The 14,382-nt window shown below is 70.5% G+C and carries 15 protein-coding genes and 2 pseudogenes; 10 read left to right on the forward strand and 7 right to left on the reverse strand.

The annotated features are described in order from the left end of the window. Positions 1–469 precede the first annotated feature (469 nt). Positions 470–1,468, reverse strand: coding sequence for a phosphotransferase (locus ACZ407_RS30470; RefSeq protein ID WP_468133914.1), 999 nt, complete (start codon positions 1,466–1,468; stop codon positions 470–472). A 46-nt stretch (positions 1,469–1,514) separates the two neighbouring features. After that, positions 1,515–1,820, reverse strand: a complete 306-nt coding sequence (locus ACZ407_RS30475) for a hypothetical protein (protein WP_468133916.1) — start codon at positions 1,818–1,820, stop codon at positions 1,515–1,517. A 60-nt stretch (positions 1,821–1,880) separates the two neighbouring features. Between ACZ407_RS30475 and ACZ407_RS30480 the strand changes: the two are divergent. The 3 genes and pseudogenes from ACZ407_RS30480 to ACZ407_RS30490 form a co-directional block, all read left to right on the forward strand. Next, positions 1,881–2,530 (forward strand): annotated as a pseudogene (locus tag ACZ407_RS30480) (IS3 family transposase); the annotation flags it as partial. A 417-nt stretch (positions 2,531–2,947) separates the two neighbouring features. Next, complete coding sequence (locus ACZ407_RS30485) at positions 2,948–3,403, forward strand: hypothetical protein (protein WP_468133918.1); 456 nt, start codon at positions 2,948–2,950, stop codon at positions 3,401–3,403. Positions 3,404–3,508: 105 nt separating this feature from the next. Continuing rightward, complete coding sequence (locus ACZ407_RS30490; protein WP_468133920.1) at positions 3,509–3,901, forward strand: transposase; 393 nt, start codon at positions 3,509–3,511, stop codon at positions 3,899–3,901. A gap of 685 nt (positions 3,902–4,586) precedes the next feature. On the opposite strand, the gene ACZ407_RS30495 is transcribed toward ACZ407_RS30490, so the two are convergent. Beyond that, on the reverse strand, positions 4,587–4,889 hold the full coding sequence (locus ACZ407_RS30495; RefSeq protein ID WP_468133922.1) for an STAS domain-containing protein: 303 nt from the start codon (positions 4,887–4,889) through the stop codon (positions 4,587–4,589). 390 nt (positions 4,890–5,279) lie between these two features. On the opposite strand from ACZ407_RS30495, the gene ACZ407_RS30500 reads away from it, so the two are divergent. Further along, positions 5,280–5,555 carry an isoamylase early set domain-containing protein gene (locus ACZ407_RS30500; RefSeq protein ID WP_468133924.1) on the forward strand — a complete coding sequence of 92 codons (276 nt, stop codon included), beginning with the start codon at positions 5,280–5,282 and terminating at the stop codon, positions 5,553–5,555. Positions 5,556–5,886: 331 nt separating this feature from the next. Next, positions 5,887–6,357 carry a hypothetical protein gene (locus tag ACZ407_RS30505; protein WP_468133926.1) on the forward strand — a complete coding sequence of 157 codons (471 nt, stop codon included), beginning with the start codon at positions 5,887–5,889 and terminating at the stop codon, positions 6,355–6,357. A 242-nt stretch (positions 6,358–6,599) separates the two neighbouring features. On the opposite strand, the gene ACZ407_RS30510 is transcribed toward ACZ407_RS30505, so the two are convergent. Next, positions 6,600–7,457: a DUF4253 domain-containing protein gene (locus tag ACZ407_RS30510; RefSeq protein WP_468133928.1), complete on the reverse strand. Its 858-nt coding sequence runs from the start codon at positions 7,455–7,457 to the stop codon at positions 6,600–6,602. A 235-nt stretch (positions 7,458–7,692) separates the two neighbouring features. Between ACZ407_RS30510 and ACZ407_RS30515 the strand changes: the two genes are divergently transcribed. After that, positions 7,693–7,962, forward strand: coding sequence for a hypothetical protein (locus ACZ407_RS30515; RefSeq protein WP_468133929.1), 270 nt, complete (start codon positions 7,693–7,695; stop codon positions 7,960–7,962). A 136-nt stretch (positions 7,963–8,098) separates the two neighbouring features. After that, positions 8,099–8,559 (forward strand): annotated as a pseudogene (locus tag ACZ407_RS30520) (DUF3995 domain-containing protein). 60 nt (positions 8,560–8,619) lie between these two features. Here ACZ407_RS30520 and ACZ407_RS30525 read toward each other — a convergent pair. Further along, a complete protein-coding gene (locus ACZ407_RS30525; RefSeq protein ID WP_468133931.1) occupies positions 8,620–8,961 on the reverse strand; it encodes a hypothetical protein in 342 nt (113 codons plus the stop codon). A gap of 604 nt (positions 8,962–9,565) precedes the next feature. Between ACZ407_RS30525 and ACZ407_RS30530 the strand changes: the two genes are divergently transcribed. Beyond that, positions 9,566–11,056, forward strand: a complete 1,491-nt coding sequence (locus tag ACZ407_RS30530; protein WP_468133933.1) for a serine/threonine-protein kinase — start codon at positions 9,566–9,568, stop codon at positions 11,054–11,056. A gap of 20 nt (positions 11,057–11,076) precedes the next feature. After that, a complete protein-coding gene (locus ACZ407_RS30535; protein ID WP_468133947.1) occupies positions 11,077–11,619 on the forward strand; it encodes a DUF6368 family protein in 543 nt (180 codons plus the stop codon). A gap of 26 nt (positions 11,620–11,645) precedes the next feature. Here ACZ407_RS30535 and ACZ407_RS30540 read toward each other — a convergent pair whose 3' ends face one another. Both ACZ407_RS30540 and ACZ407_RS30545 read right to left on the reverse strand, forming a co-directional pair. After that, positions 11,646–12,332: a response regulator gene (locus ACZ407_RS30540; protein WP_468133935.1), complete on the reverse strand. Its 687-nt coding sequence runs from the start codon at positions 12,330–12,332 to the stop codon at positions 11,646–11,648. Between the two features lie 34 nt (positions 12,333–12,366). Continuing rightward, positions 12,367–13,572, reverse strand: a complete 1,206-nt coding sequence (locus ACZ407_RS30545; RefSeq protein ID WP_468133937.1) for a sensor histidine kinase — start codon at positions 13,570–13,572, stop codon at positions 12,367–12,369. Positions 13,573–13,892: 320 nt separating this feature from the next. Between ACZ407_RS30545 and ACZ407_RS30550 the strand changes: the two genes are divergently transcribed. Continuing rightward, entirely contained in the window at positions 13,893–14,051 is a 159-nt protein-coding gene (locus ACZ407_RS30550; protein WP_468133939.1) for a hypothetical protein, read from the forward strand. Positions 14,052–14,382 lie beyond the last annotated feature (331 nt).

Raw genomic sequence — 14,382 nt, forward strand, 5'->3', positions numbered from 1 at the left:
GGCGGCGCCAGTTCACCACGGCGGCCCGTCCCACCCGCGCGACCCCCGCGACCGCTGCCAGGGTCACCGTGGGATTCTCCACCGACTCCAACCCGGCCAGCGTGGCGGCCGGGGCCGAGGCGGCGCACCGCCTCCCAGTCCCCCGCGGAGTGCACCCACCGACACCAGGGCCACTTCCTCAGGAGCCGCGGGCGGCCGGGGGTGCCGGTGACGGCGCCTGTGATCCCCCCGGTGGCGTCCCGTCTTCTGCTCTTGGTCCAGCCGCGGTAGCCGGGGTTGTACTTGCTGGTAAGGGGCTTGCAGACGATGCCTTCGACGCCGGTGACATCGGCCCACGACCGGAGCCATTCCCGGGCGGTGGCGAGGTCGGTGGTCATCGGGCACGCCACCAGGTAGGACCTGGCCCCCGGAGCGCTGTTTCCCACCGCGCCGGTGTGAAGCCGCGATCGGCCGAAGACCTGCGGCGGGCTCATGCCTCGTAGGCGAGCGCCTTCTGCAGATGGAAGTCCGCGACGTCGAGCATCCACTTCCGGTTCGGGAAGTCGCCCTCGGCGATGCGAAGCGGGCCGCCGACCAGGTCCAGGTGCATGACGTACTGGTAGTACTTGACGCGTCGCGGGTCGAGGTCTGGGTTGCGGAGTGCCTCGTAGTGCTGGCCGAAGCGCATCCGCATCCAGCAGTGGTCCACTTCGATATCGGTGTACATCAGGCCCTCGATGTCGATGATGACGGGCTCCCCGTCCGGTCCGACGAGGGTGTGTTCCGCGCAGAGCTCGCCGTGGACCACGCCCAGCTCTGCGCGCGGTTCGAGTGCGGCGTGCAGGGTGCGGAGCTTCTCCTCCAGCATCGCCTCGCCTTCGGCCGCGCGGACGTCACGGGGCACGGCGGTGGCAATGTTCACCAGCGTGCGCTCCAGGTAGGCCTGCTCGCAGGTCATGTCCGGCGGCGCACCCCCACCATCGATCCACGCCACCCGCCCGAACGCCGGCGCGCGGTAGGCGTGCATGCGCCGCAGCATGTCTGAGAGCTGCGCGAGCGTTCGCCGGCCGGCGTCCGGATCGTGTTCCAGCAGCGCCTCCAGCGTTCCGCCGCGGACGTCCTCCGCTACGGCGATGTCGGCCGGGTAGAGATTCCTGCTGCGGTCGGCGAGCAACAGTCGCGGTGAACGAGCTCCTACCGCTTCCAGCCTACGGGTAGCACCCTCGAAGAACTCGATGCCGGAGGCGTGGGCGAACGGGTTCGACGGGTCGTCGTGACCGTCCGGAAGCAGCCCGTCCCAGTAGTCCTCGTCGGCGTTCCAGACATAGACGATCGTGCTCGTGGCGTCGTCCAGCGTGACACGGTAGACGCCCTTCTTGGTGCCGTTGAGCAGGCGGTCGACGGCGGCGATGCGGCGGTCGGTGCCGAAGACCTCGCGCATCACCGGGGTCAGGGTTTCGGCCTCGGCGAATTTTCGTTCAGCAGTCATGGGGACGATCTTGCCTCCTCCCCGGAGGTGGAGGGCAGCCAATTTCCTACTGTGGTGGGCCATGGAAAGCATGTGGTCGTCGGTGACGCCCGCTCCGCCGATGGTCTTGCCGCGCTTGCGGGCGGATTCGTGGCCTGCCAGGGTTCGGTCGCGGATGTACTTGGTCCATGCCGGACAGGGCGGCCAGCACGGTGCCGGAGGGGTCGTGCGAGCCCTGGAGTTCACCGGTGAGGAACTCCAGGCCGACGTCGCCCGCCTTCAGTTCCTCAGCCAGGGCCGCAAGTTCGATGCCGCGGCCGAGCCGCTCGTGCTCGTGCACGACGAGGGTGACGCGAACCCCGGAGGCGCGCAATTCGCTGGAGAAGGCGACGGCCTTGTCCAGTTCGGGGCGCTGGATGGCGCGGGTGATGCCGGGGCGTCGATGGCGGACCGGACCGCGTGGCGGATCTGCCGGGACAACCGCTGGTCGAGCGTGTTCGGCAAGAAACGCGGCCGCCGTGCCGAGGCCGGCCGCCGGTCCACGACGATCTCGTCCGTCGCAACTTCACCGCGGTCGGCCCGAACCGACTCCGGCTCGCCGACATCACCGAACACGCCACCGGCGACGGCAAGCTCTACCTCTGCGCGATCAAGGATGTCTTGAGCAACAGGATCGTGGACCACTCCATTGACGCGCGGATGAAGTCCCGCCCGGCCGTGGCAGCCCTGAACAACGCCGTGCCCGGCGCGAACACGTCGACGGATGCATCCTGCACACCGATCGCGGCTCGCAATTTCGATCAGGAAAATTCGTCCGGGGCACTCGAACGCCACCGGATGGCCGGGTCCATAGAGAGAGTCGGGGCGGCCGGCGACAACGCGGCCATGGAGTCCTTCTTCAGCCTGCTGCAGAAGAACGTCCTCGACCGCCGACGCCGGACCACCCGAGAGGAACTACGAATCGCCATCGTGAATTGGACCGGACGGACCCACCACCGACGCCGCCGACAAGCCGCACTCGGCCGCCTCGCCCCCGTCGCATACGAGACCGTCATGACCACACCGGACCTCCACGCCGCGTAACCAAACCTGCCACCAGAACCTGCACCAGACCCAGTCGTTCAGGATGGGCGCGATGACAGCGAAGAGTGCATCTTCGTCCATCGTAGGCGTAGAGGAGCATCTCGCCTCCTCCGTACTCGCTGCCGTCGAACTCGCCAACGCCGGCTTGCTCGATCGCCTCGGTCAGGAGGGACTGGCTCGGCGGACGACGTCCCGTTGGCTTGACTCGCCGAAGCCGACGACTGCCAGTCGATATCAAGCGATGACGGCATGCTCAACGTCGGATTCTGCTTCCTCTGTGTCGGCCGTGCGGGAAACGATCTCACCCCGGACCTACGGCGGAAGTTGAGCTGTGGCAGCGCGCTGACGGTTCGCGGTCTGCCGCGTCGTCTCGGTTGGGTGTTTCTCCTACCATGGTCACCTCGACAAGGGAGCAGAGTGGATCTCAGAGCACCGGTACCGTCTCGAAGGCTTGGACCGTACGCGTTGACCGATGACGGGATCGCAGCACTGCTGGCACGCTACGAGTTCGGTGACTCCTGTGTCCGCCGGGTAATCCTTGACCAGGAGTTCGGACGGAAAGCGCGGGGGCGGGCCGTCAGACTTGTGATCGACGTTCGGGTGGTGGACGAGGCCCTGCGGTGGGAGCCGGTGTGCCTGGACCTGGTTGACGTGAAGCGATTTCGGATCGACGAGAGTCAGGGCTACCCTGCGTGGGTCCTCTACGATCCCCCGCAGTTCACCCGGTTCGACGGGCTGATGCAGGTCGACCTGTGCGCTGAGCGCTTCGGCAGCCTTCGACCGGGGAACGTGCAGGAAGTCTTCGAAGGCTCGGAGTTGGTTTTCGAGGCGGTCGAAGGCACGTGGAGTGTCCTGGAGCCGTGGAGCGTGTGACACCGCGCCCGCGACCAAGCACTACTAAGCGCTGTTTCCCGGATCTCCTGCGGTGATTGCTGTTGGGGGTTCAGGCTGGGGGGGATGGGGCGGGTGATCTGACGAATGAGGGGTCTCCCTGAGCGTTACGGGCCGTGGCTGACCGTCTACAAGCAGCATCGCCGCTGGTCGGCGGACGGTACCTGGCAGCGGCTGCTCACCCGGTTGCAGGCGGAGGAGGAGGCCGCCGGCAGGGTCGAGTGGAACGCGGCCATCGACTCGACGTCCGTGCGTGCCCACCAGCACGCGGCGGGCGCGAGGCAGGCCCCGCGGCCTCCCGCCTCGGAAAAGGGGGAGGCGAAGGCGGCAGTTCGTCGGGATCCGGCCGTGCGGTCGTTGATCGGCCGCCTGGTGGAGGTGGTCGATCCGGCGAATGCTCAGGTCGTTCCCGGGGCGGTCTCGCCACCAAGATCCATCGGGTGGCAGACGGCCGGTGTCGCCCGCCGGCACTGCTGCTGACGGTTGGTCACCGCGGTGACGGACCCCAGCTGCCTGCAGTCCTGGAGCGGGTACGCGCGCCCAGGATCGGACGCGCCGGTTGGCGCGGGAGGTGTAGGCCTTGTCCGCGGTCAGCCGGTCCGGCCGGACACACCGTCACCCTCGCAGCCATCCTCATCTGGCTCCGAACCTGATCCGAGAAACAGCCCTGAGGAGGCGGTCGTGCGGATGCGTCGGTGGTCTCCGCGGGTGTTGTTGACCCAGTACGTCTACTTTGCGATCTCCAGCGTGGGCACCACGGCCGACGAGATCACCCAGCTGCTTGGACGCCCAGCGATGACTGACACCGCCCCCTTCACATCGGGGCCACTCCAGACCGGCAGCCACTCCATACCAAGCCGTTGACACCAACCAACCTCCCCACGCACCGGCGCTCAAGGCCCTGGAGCTCACGGTCACCCTGGTGCGCCGGCGTGAGCCACCGGCCGGAGCGTGACGTTTCAGCACCCTGGCCGTTGGGTTTGTCGATGCACCGAGCCGCCCCCGGCTCCCCGGGCGTCCGGGCTCCGTCGCAGCCAGCCGCGGTGTACAGCAGCCGGCCGGCCCATCTCGCCGGCGTCACCGTCACCAAGGAAGCCGGTGCAGCCTGATCTCGGTAGCGCCGCGAGCCTCGCCTGCCGCTACGACGGAAGCCGTCCCCCGCCTGTCAGGATGCGGTGCGGACGTCGAACAACGGCAGGCTTCCCGTCACGTCCAACAGCCGGTGCAGCTGGTAGGGCAACGGCCCCAGCAAGGTCAGCGAGCCCTTACGGCGCCAGGTGATCAACACGTTCAAAAACGCCGAGTCGGCAAACTCGACAGCCGTGACATCCACCGCCAGGGCACCGTTCGAGACAGCCGCTTCCGCGCAGGCCGCCGACAAGCCGGCGACCGCGTCCACGTCGAACTCCCCCGCACACACCACCACCCGCACCCCGCCGGCATCCGTGCGGACCGTCACCTCGTGCACGCAAACCCCTTCGCTCCCGGCGCGCCCGGCGCGCCCGGCGCGCCCGGCGCGCCCGGCACCGAACCACTGGGACGCCGCGAACGTATCCCCGCCCGGCACCCTGCGCCACACGGCCCTTTGGCTGAACGCTCAACCAGCTCCCGCCACCCGGCCCAACCCCGCACACCCATCCAGGCGCCACCACCACGCCCACCCGCGACAACGCCCCCTCGGCGTGCCACCGTGAACCGGCCGGAACGTCACCACGCAGGACCACCCGGCACCAGACCCGGGCCACCCGCCCACGTCTGGCCCGGGGGCACCCGCCGGGCGCGCGACGGGCCAGACGCTGCACGCCCGGCACCGTCCGCCCACAGGACGACCTCGCCGTACTACCGAATCGGAGCTGACGTGATCGAACGCAAGACGGTCAAAGGCCGCACCAAGATCACCTTCGTCCTTCCCGAGGACGACCCCGCCGGACCCGTGAGCGTGGTCGGCGATTTCAACCACTGGAACCCCGCCGCGCACCCCCTAGAACCCCGCGGCGACGGCACGCGCGCAGCCAGCGTCAGCCTGCCCGCGCACGGCAGCCACTCCTTCCGCTACCTCGCCGCCGGCGACCACTGGTTCGACGACCCCACCGCCGACCACCACGACGGCACCAACAACCGCATCCACACCTGACCACCGCACCCCCCGCCTGGCAGCGCCCCGGCCGTCGCAGGCCTACAGGCCGGGCACACCGTCCGGCCGTGCCGACCTCGCCACCTCACCCGCCGCCGGCCCTTGCAGGCCGTATCCCCTGCGCTCCCGTGTCGGCGGTCCGATCGGGGGCACACTGGAGGTACGACCAGCCTGGTCTGGTGAGGGACCCCGCGCCACCACGAGGTCACGTAGCGTGTGGCTGCAGGACGGTACGGGAGGTCTTACTCGGCTGCGCACCACCCACGCGTGCGCATGACGGACTCCGTTCCCGCGCCACTGCGGAAAAGCCGACCGTAATGGGCTCCCAACCGTGGAAACGGCGCCCCCCGCCATGCTCTTCACCACCTCCCACCCCGGCGTGCCGGACCCCCGCTCCGCGCACGCCGTGAACACCGCCGCCACCCCGGGCATCCGCCACACCTGCCGTGTGATCATGAAACGCGCCGCCGTCGAGGTCGCCGTGCCAACCGACGAGGAACGCCGCCAGGCACACACCCTCCTCCACCAACTCGCCCCCTGCCCCCTGGGGGCAACACCGCAGGCACGCATCGAACGCCTCCGCGACGCCGTCTGCGCCCTCGCGCTCATCGGCGCCCGCGCCCACAGCCCCCTCGGACACCTCGCCGGAGGATGCGCCACCACCCTCGCCCCCCTCATCCGCCGCGGCCACACCCCCACCACCGACGAACTCCACGACGCCGAAGCAGCCCTCCACGACCTCCAGAACGCCCTGAACATCTTCTACGGACCACCCACCCCACCCACCCCCACCGGTCCCTAACCCGCGGCATGCCAGGCCCCATGCTGCTCCTGCTCCCCCTCGGCCTCGCCCTCATTCGTCGCGATTGCCGACCCCGGCGGCCGCCGCCGAAACCAGTGACCTCGACGGTTTGCCCAAGGCGGGCGACGCGGCCGACGGAACCCGTAGGACCGGGGGTGCACAGTGGAAGGGCCCCGGCCCCGTCTCCCCAAGCCGAGCAGGCTCGGGATGTGCGCCCAGCGCAGGGATCGCTAGCCGGGGACTCAGTCCCACCAGAGCGACCACACCGTCGACCGGACCCAGGTGTCGCCGTCGTGCTGGGGGTGCTGCACCGTGTCGGTGCAGTAGCCCTGCAACTCCGATGTGGCTCGCGCGGCGTCGCGAGGGTCCAGGGGTGGTCTGTCAACGACCAGTTCCAGATAGGGGCCCTGGGCGAGGAAGAGCTCGGCGCCCCACTGCTCGTGCCAGCGGCGGAGCAGGGCAGCATCGTCGGCGGGGGTGAGGACACGGCCGCCGTAGCCGAACCAATTGCCTGTCCCGTAGAGGTGGGGCAGGACCACAGGTACCTCATAACCGCCTCTGACGGGCACAAAGTTGATCCACCGCCGGCTCTGCCCCCAGAAGGAGTCCCGGTCACCGGTTCCCCAGCGCGACACCCCCGGCAGCGGCTGGGCCCGCGCAGGCGCCAACTGCGATGCGAGCCGGTCCGGGTCGTAGTCGTCGCGCCAGCCTTCCTGATCCTCCTCGTCGCCAGCGGCGCAGTCCATCGACCACCGGAAGCTCGACACCACGACGGACGCCGCACGGGCGTCGTGGTCCTGACACGCCACTTCGGCCACCCAGCCCTCCACCACCTCGCCGACGTCCTCTTGCCGACGGCACCGGGCCAGGCCGTCCGGCGACTGCAGCGTGACGTACGGCCACCAGCCGGTCTCCCCGTGCCTCCTGCGCCACTCATCCCACACGGCGAACACCTCCCGGCGCGCCACGGACACCCCGATCACCTCGACGTCACCGGGCATGACGGCCCGCTCCACGGGCTCGTGGGGCAGACGGGCGCGGAGGGCACGGAGGAACGCGTCGGCGGACAGTTCCGGCTGCCGGAGGAAGCTGCTGTTCACAAGCCCAGGAGGCTACGGCACGACCCCACGCCACACACTTCGATGTCTCTGCAGCCCGTCGCGACATGCGGGAGAAACGGGCAAGGGAGCCCAAGTTCTCGCGGTCCCTGATGGAACAGTGCGGGTGCAACCGGCACCCGGCGGCCGATTGGCTCGGGACGCAGCAGGGACTGGACGCGTCGGCGGCGCGGAACAGAAATCCAGGCGTGGTTGGTCGAATCCTTCACCGGCGAGCTTGTCGATCGCGACGAGCACGAGGGGTTCCGTGCTGTCGGCGGCCAGGGCGGCACGGACGCGGGCGCGGCCGCGCCATTACGGGCTGATCTTCGCCGTGGGCCGCCTGGTGGGCTGCCGCTCCGCCGCCGGCGACGGGTCGCTGTGGGAGTTCGCGGACGTACGACCGCTGCGGCACTCGATCCCGGCCCGGGGCCGTACGGGGGCGTGGAAGCCCACGCTGGGCGACGTGCGCGTCCTCGAAGAACGCGACGACTTCTGGAGTTGCTGAGCCGAAGACCGAGCGTCTCCACCGCTGGTCTGGGCGGCGGCGCCGCGGTCGGCGGCCGAAGATGCCCCGCACGGTGCCGCCGCGAGCGCGTCGGCACACCGGTGCTTCACCGCATCACCATGTCATGCTCCTGCCCATGGGTGAACGTCCGCGGGGAAGTTCGAGGGTGTGGGGGCGAAGCGCGGTCGTCTGGGCTCTTGCCTTCGCCGCGCTGTACTTCTACTGGGCGCTGGGAGGTGACTGGGCCCTGGATGTCTCGGCGGGGCCGCTGGCCCACGAGCGCCCCGGCTGGTTCGTGGCGGTGGGCCTGTGGGGCGTGGGCTTGCTGTGCCTGGCCGGTGCCGGCCTGGGGTGGCGTCTGGCGGGGGCTGGGCGCGGGGCGTGGACGGCCGGGTGATCAGGGCCCTGGGCTGGTGCGTCTGCGCGACGCTGGTGCTGCGCGGCCTGCTCGTGGAAGCGCTGCTGCTGACGGACACTGCTGGGTTGCAGGTGAGCCCAGAGCAGCGGACGTGGACGCTGCTGCTGTGGAATCCCTGGTTCCTGCTCGGCGGTCTCGCCTTCGGCCTGGCCGCGCGCAGCTTCCCGCCCGACCGCTGACCCGCCCTTGCGGGCTGCTGAGTTGGCCACGACGCAGGCCGTCCGGCACGGCAACGGCGGTTATCCGCAGCGGCGCCTCGCCCACCAGCCGTCGTCGGGTGAGGCGAACGGATCGGGCCACGTCCGGGCGAGGTACACGGCGTCGAGAGGTTCCACCAGGCACCGCAGTTCCCGCGCCGCCTTCGGCGGCAGGGCGTGGAGCGCCTCCTCCAGCACCGTCCGCTCATCCGTGGCGTGGGAGGGGGCGCACAGCGGGCAGCCACAGCCGCCGGAGAGCGCACGGCTGGGACGGTGGGCGGTTTTCGACCACTGCAGCAGCGCCTGGGCTATCGCCCCGGGCCACAGTCGCTCGTGTTCCAGGCGGGCCACCGCCGCGGCCAGCGCGCCGGAACCACGCGGCAACCCCGGCACAGGCGCCTGATGGCTGACGCCTCAGGTGCCGCTGATGGGCGCGGACTTGGGAGGGGACGTCTACGCGGCATCGTCCCTTTCGAAGCTGTTGGACCGACGCCAGCATGCCAGAGCACAAGAGGGTCACGCTCCCTGGATTTCGGTCCACCCCCTTGGCTCGCTGGTGAACCGGGGCTCGGCTGGGGCGACATCAACCCTGGGGTGGAGATGGCCGCCTTCTGCTGTGCTGGTTGCACAGGAAGATCCACCCGGGAGGGGACGGTCGGCCGGGCTGCGCGGACTACGGTGGCTCCGGCAGGCCGCGGAGCAGGCGTGCGCGCGGCGCCCGAGGGCCGGGTGCTCGTTGAACGCTGCCGCTTCACGCGGCGGTGTCGACTGCACGCTGGGCCCGCATGCGGCCGGTTCAACGACGGGGGATCACGTGGGCGACGACCAGACTTCCTACGAGCTTCAGCCGCCGGCGCCCGTGTCCCGGTCACCGCAACCGCGTAACGGCTCACCGGCCGGCCCGGTCCCAGCCGGGACACCGCAACCGCCGCCGGGTCGAGCCGCCGGGCCGGCCGCCTCGCCGGCGGTTGGCGGCGGGGCCGCCCAGGTGGGTGCCGGCCGTCTGGTCGGCGGCCGCTACCGGCTGCTGGAACGCCTCGGCGCCGGAGGCATGGGCACCGTGTGGCGGGCCCGCGACGAGGTGGTCGACCGGGACGTAGCCGTCAAGGAACCGCGCGTACCGGAGAACTTCACCCCGGCGGAGCGCCGGACCGCCTACCTGCGCATGGAACGCGAGGCCCGCGCCGCCGCCCGGATCGACCACCCGTCGGTGGTCGCGATCTACGACGTGGTCAGCGAGGACGGCCGACCGTGGATCGTCATGGAGCTGCTGCGCGGCCGCTCGCTGGCCGAAGCCCTGGAAGAAGGGACCCTGGCCCCACAGGAGGCCGCCCGCATCGGGCTGGCCGTGCTCGGAGCGCTCACCGCGGCGCACGAAGCTGGGGTCCTGCACCGCGATGTGAAGCCCGGGAACGTGATGCTGGGCCGCCACGACCGGGTGGTCCTGACCGACTTCGGCATCGCGCAGGTCGAGGGCGAGCAGAAGCTGACGGAGACCGGCGGCTTCATCGGATCGCCGGAGTACATCGCCCCGGAGCGGGTCCTGGGCCGCCGTCCCGGCCCCGAGTCCGACCTGTGGTCCCTGGGCGTGATGCTGTACCAGGCCGTCGAAGGCGTCTCCCCCTTCCGCCGGCAGACCACCCCCTCCACCCTGCAGGCGATCCTCCTCGCCGAGCTGCCCCCGCCCCAGCAGGCCGGCGAGCTCACCGCGCTGCTGCACGGCCTGCTCCGCAAGGAACCGGACGGCCGCCTCACCGCCCAGGGCGCCCGGCCGATGCTTCACGCCCTCACCGTGCCGGCCGTCCCCGCGCCCTCCGCGGCCTACGTGCCCACCATGTCGGCCCCGGTCTCGCCGGAAGAGGCATCGGCCGCCGGCGCGGTGCGGCGCTGGCTGCGCAGCCGTGCGGGCATGGCCACCGGCGCCGTCGCCGCCGTCACGGTGCTCGTCCTCACCCTCGTGCTGGCCCTGTCCGGTGACGAGGTACCGGATGGCTGGAGGCGCTACGACGAGTACCGGATGAAGCTCAGCGTTGCGGCCCCGGCCGACTGGACCATCCAGACCCACGACGATCTGGACAACGAGAGCGGCCCGTACCGGGGCACGTCGTACCGGCCTGCCAAGGGGGACGTGTGGATCTGGGTGGACAGGAAGGAGAAGGTCACCGAGACCCCTCGCGGGATAGCCGACCGGTGGAAGGGCGAGCACGAACGCGAGACTCCCCCGCAGGGCGGGTCGCCCCGCATCGCCAAGGTGGAGTCCGCCACCCATCAGGGCAGGGACGCGGCCATCATCACCGAGACGTACAACCAGAACGACACGGGCGCTCAGCGCAGGTTGCAGAAGACGCTGATCGTGGTGACCTCCGGGCAGGAACGGCTCACACTGTCGGTCGATGTTCCCGACGACAAGACCGCCGCGCAGAAGGCTCAGGACCTCTTCGACAAAGCCCGCGCGACGTTCGAGATTCGCAACCTGTGAACACGGAGGCACCATGGGGGATGCGAACGCGTCGTCGGTACGGTCCGGCTCATGACGGGGCCGGTGCTGGTGATCGAACTGCCCGCGCCCCGTCGCAGGCCACGCTGTCACGGCTTCGCCGGTTCCTGCGGGACTCCGCGTCGCGCTGCGAGGACACGGGGGACGATTCCTTCGACGTGAGCATCCCTGGCGGGGTACTCGGTATCGACGGCAGCGAAGGGCCCCGACCGTTCCTGGTCAACGTCAAGGGCTCAGTCCTCGGTGCGGACGATGACGAGAGGGATGTGGCCGGTCTCATCAGCTTCGCCCCGAGCCACTCGGTCACGGTTTCCGCGATGTTCAACGACGCGGTCGATCACACCGCCACCGCCCTGCTGACCGCCGCCATCCTCGAGGTTATGGGCGAAGGGGTCGCCTGGGCCGAGCTGCGGTACGGGCAGGCGCCGAGCATTGCACGCCTCGAGGGCGTGATCGCGACCACGACCGAGCCTCCCATGGCCTACGGCTCGGCCGGCTTCCTGCGGGCCTGGGCCGCCCAGCCCGGCTTCCGCCTGATCAAGTGAACCGGCCGCAAAGGCAAGCAGCAGCGTCACGGCCGGGGCCGCTGCGCACCGCCCTGCCCGGGCGAGACTAGACCGCTCTCGTAGGCGACGACTACGGCCTGGGCGCGGCTTTGCAGGCCCAGTTTGGCCATTACGCGGTTGAGGTGGGTCTTGACGGTGGCGATGGTGACCACGAGGCGCTGGGCGATCTGCTCGTTGGACAGGCCCTGCCCGACCAGGTGCAGGACCTCCGTCTCGCGTTCGGTCAGGTCCTTGAGGGAAGCCGGCTGCTCGCGCACGGTCGTCGGCTGGTGGGCGAAGGTCTCGACGAGCCGGCGGGTGACGGTGGGGGCGAACAGCATCTCGCCGTCGGCGATCAGAGCGAGCGCGGCCAGGAGGCGCTCGGGCGGGGTGTCTTTGAGGAGGAAGCCGCTGGCGCCTGCCCTGAGGGCGGCGTAGACGTACTCGTCGAGGTCGAACACGGTCAGCATGACGATCTTCGGTTTGGGCTCGGCGGCCTGGCCGAGGATGTACTCCAGGGCGGTGATGCCGCTCATGCCGGGCAGGCGGATGTCCATCAGGATGACGTCCGGGCGCACGTCGGCGGCGAGTTCGATCGCTTCTTCGCCCGTGGCGGCCTGTCCGACCACCTCGAAGCCGGGCGCGGCGGCGGCCAGGGCCGCGAGTCCGGCACGGATGAGTATCTGATCGTCCACGATCAACAGGCGTGTCATCGCCGCCGGTTCCCCCGCTCGCCCAAGGGGGCTGCTATCCGCCCCCGCTGTCCTCCGGGGCCAGCGGGAGGGTGAAGAGGACCTCGAACCCTCCCTCGGCTCGGGGACCGGCCCGCAGTGACCCGCCGTAGAGTGTCGCCCGCTCCCGCATGCCAGGCAAACCGAGCCCGTTCGACGGCAGGGCCGGTGGCTCGATACTGCCGCCCTCGTCGCTCACCTGGCCCACAAGCCGGTCGGCCTCGAACGCCAGGCGCACCTCGACCCGCGTGCCGGGCCCGGCGTGCTTGACGGTGTTGGTCAACGCCTCTTGCACGATCCGGTAGGCGCACAACTCGACCCCCGCCGGCAGCGGCCGCCGTCGGCCCGACACAGCCGCGGTGACCTCGAGTCCGGCCGCGCGGGTGCGCTCTATCAGGTCATGCAGGCGCTCCAGGCCCGGGGAGGACTGGTACAGCTGCTCGCCCTCACCGCCGCCGTCGGTGCCGGCGCGCAGGACGCCGAGAAGGCCCCGCATCTCCTCCAGGGCCTGCCGGCTGCTCGCGCCGATCGAGACGACCGCCTCGCGTGCGGCGGCTGGGTCGGAGGTGAACACGAAGTCGGCCAAGCCCGCCTGGACCGCGAGCGCGGACAGGTGGTGGGCGACGACATCGTGCAGTTCCCGGGCGATCCGCAGCCGTTCCTCCGTGATCGCATGCCGCGCGCGCAGCTCCTGCTCCCGGCGCAGCTGAGCGGTCAGGTCAGCGAGCTGGCTGTTGCGTTCGGCCAGCTGCCGGCTGCCGTGGGCGAAGGCCCACACGATGCCGACCGCCAGCAGGGACTGCGCGATCGCCAGCTCCGGCGAGAGAAGAGCCGCGAGACCGCTGGCCAGCCAGGCCGCCGCGGTCACGGCCGCCGCCCATGCCGCCTGGCGTACCGGATGGCGCACCAGCACCGTGTAGCAGGCCAGCAGCGGCGCCCACAGATTCACCGACGGCTGGAACCCGGCCGCCGTATAGATAAGGAAGGCGGTGGTGGAGACGGTGAACGCCGTCCGCGGCGCGCGCCGGCGCAGGGAGAGCGGGAGGTTCACCGCCAGGCTGAGCGCGCAGGCCAGGAGGCCGAAGGGCGGCCAGCCCTCCCGCTGATACCGGGCGGCGTATCCCTGGCGGGCGTAGATGATGGTCACGGCCGCCAGGACGCATGCCAACGCTGTATCGATCACGAGCGGATCGACATGCAACCGCCCTCTGCCTTCGTGCATCCCCGCAGGGTAAGTCCGGCCTCCTTTGGCGTCGTCCACCCCTGGGTTGACCATCGGGCGCAGGCCAGAGGGCGGCCGGCCCGTCGCTGGCCGCCCTCGAGCAGCGCTGTTGCTCCGGGGGCATCGCCGTCCGGCGCCCCTCGCGCTCGACGTGCATGGCTACAGCCTCGGTATGAGGCGCTGCCTTCCTGCTGTGTCCGTTGCAGGGGCCATGCCCAACTGCAGGTGGACGACCTCGCAATCCCGGATCCCTACGCCGGACGAACCGGGCTTGGTGCACTGGCTTCGCCCCTTCAGGCGGACAGGACGGGGCGGCTGACATGGACTTGCTGATCACCATGGTGGTGGGGTTCGTTCTCATGATGGCCGCCTTCGCCGGCGTCATCGTGGTGGTGGGCGTGCTGCTATGGAAGTCGGGTGACCGCGGCGGGCGCGGGCCGGGCGGGGGCTTCACCGGCGGTGGCTCGGCAGGCTTTTGAACGGCTGCGGTCGCGCCGGGGAGGAGTGTCGGCGATGGGCCGGCCCACCACCTGCCGCGAAGGGTGGCCCAGCAGCTCCTGCCGGTTGCACCGCACGATCACCCCGTCGGCGCTGTGGTGGCCACCTGCGCCACCGCCAGTGCGTCCAGCCGGCCGCCGGCGCTCTGCGCCGCGCCGCTGACCAGCTCCACTACCGGCTTGCTCATCCACCGTCCTCCTCCCCCGTTATGTTTTTCGCGGTCCTGCAATGGGGCCGCTGGCCTCCGGGCTCGGTATGACTGTGTCCCCTCTGTCGAAGGCATGACCTGGGGGGTGGTGTCGCCGGGTTCGT

It is taken from the genome of Streptomyces sp. NPDC030809 (genome assembly GCF_055572195.1).

What these genes read in the sequence shown, in the direction of transcription:
- ACZ407_RS30540 (WP_468133935.1), bottom strand. Translation starts at nt 12,332, where the DNA reads ATGACACGCCTGTTGATCGTGGACGATCAGATACTCATCCGTGCCGGA.
- ACZ407_RS30545 (WP_468133937.1), bottom strand. Translation starts at nt 13,572, where the DNA reads ATGCACGAAGGCAGAGGGCGGTTGCATGTCGATCCGCTCGTGATCGAT.
- ACZ407_RS30470 (WP_468133914.1), bottom strand. Translation starts at nt 1,468, where the DNA reads ATGACTGCTGAACGAAAATTCGCCGAGGCCGAAACCCTGACCCCGGTG.
- ACZ407_RS30535 (WP_468133947.1), top strand. Translation starts at nt 11,077, where the DNA reads ATGCGAACGCGTCGTCGGTACGGTCCGGCTCATGACGGGGCCGGTGCT.
- ACZ407_RS30550 (WP_468133939.1), top strand. Translation starts at nt 13,893, where the DNA reads ATGGACTTGCTGATCACCATGGTGGTGGGGTTCGTTCTCATGATGGCC.
- ACZ407_RS30490 (WP_468133920.1), top strand. Translation starts at nt 3,509, where the DNA reads ATGAGGGGTCTCCCTGAGCGTTACGGGCCGTGGCTGACCGTCTACAAG.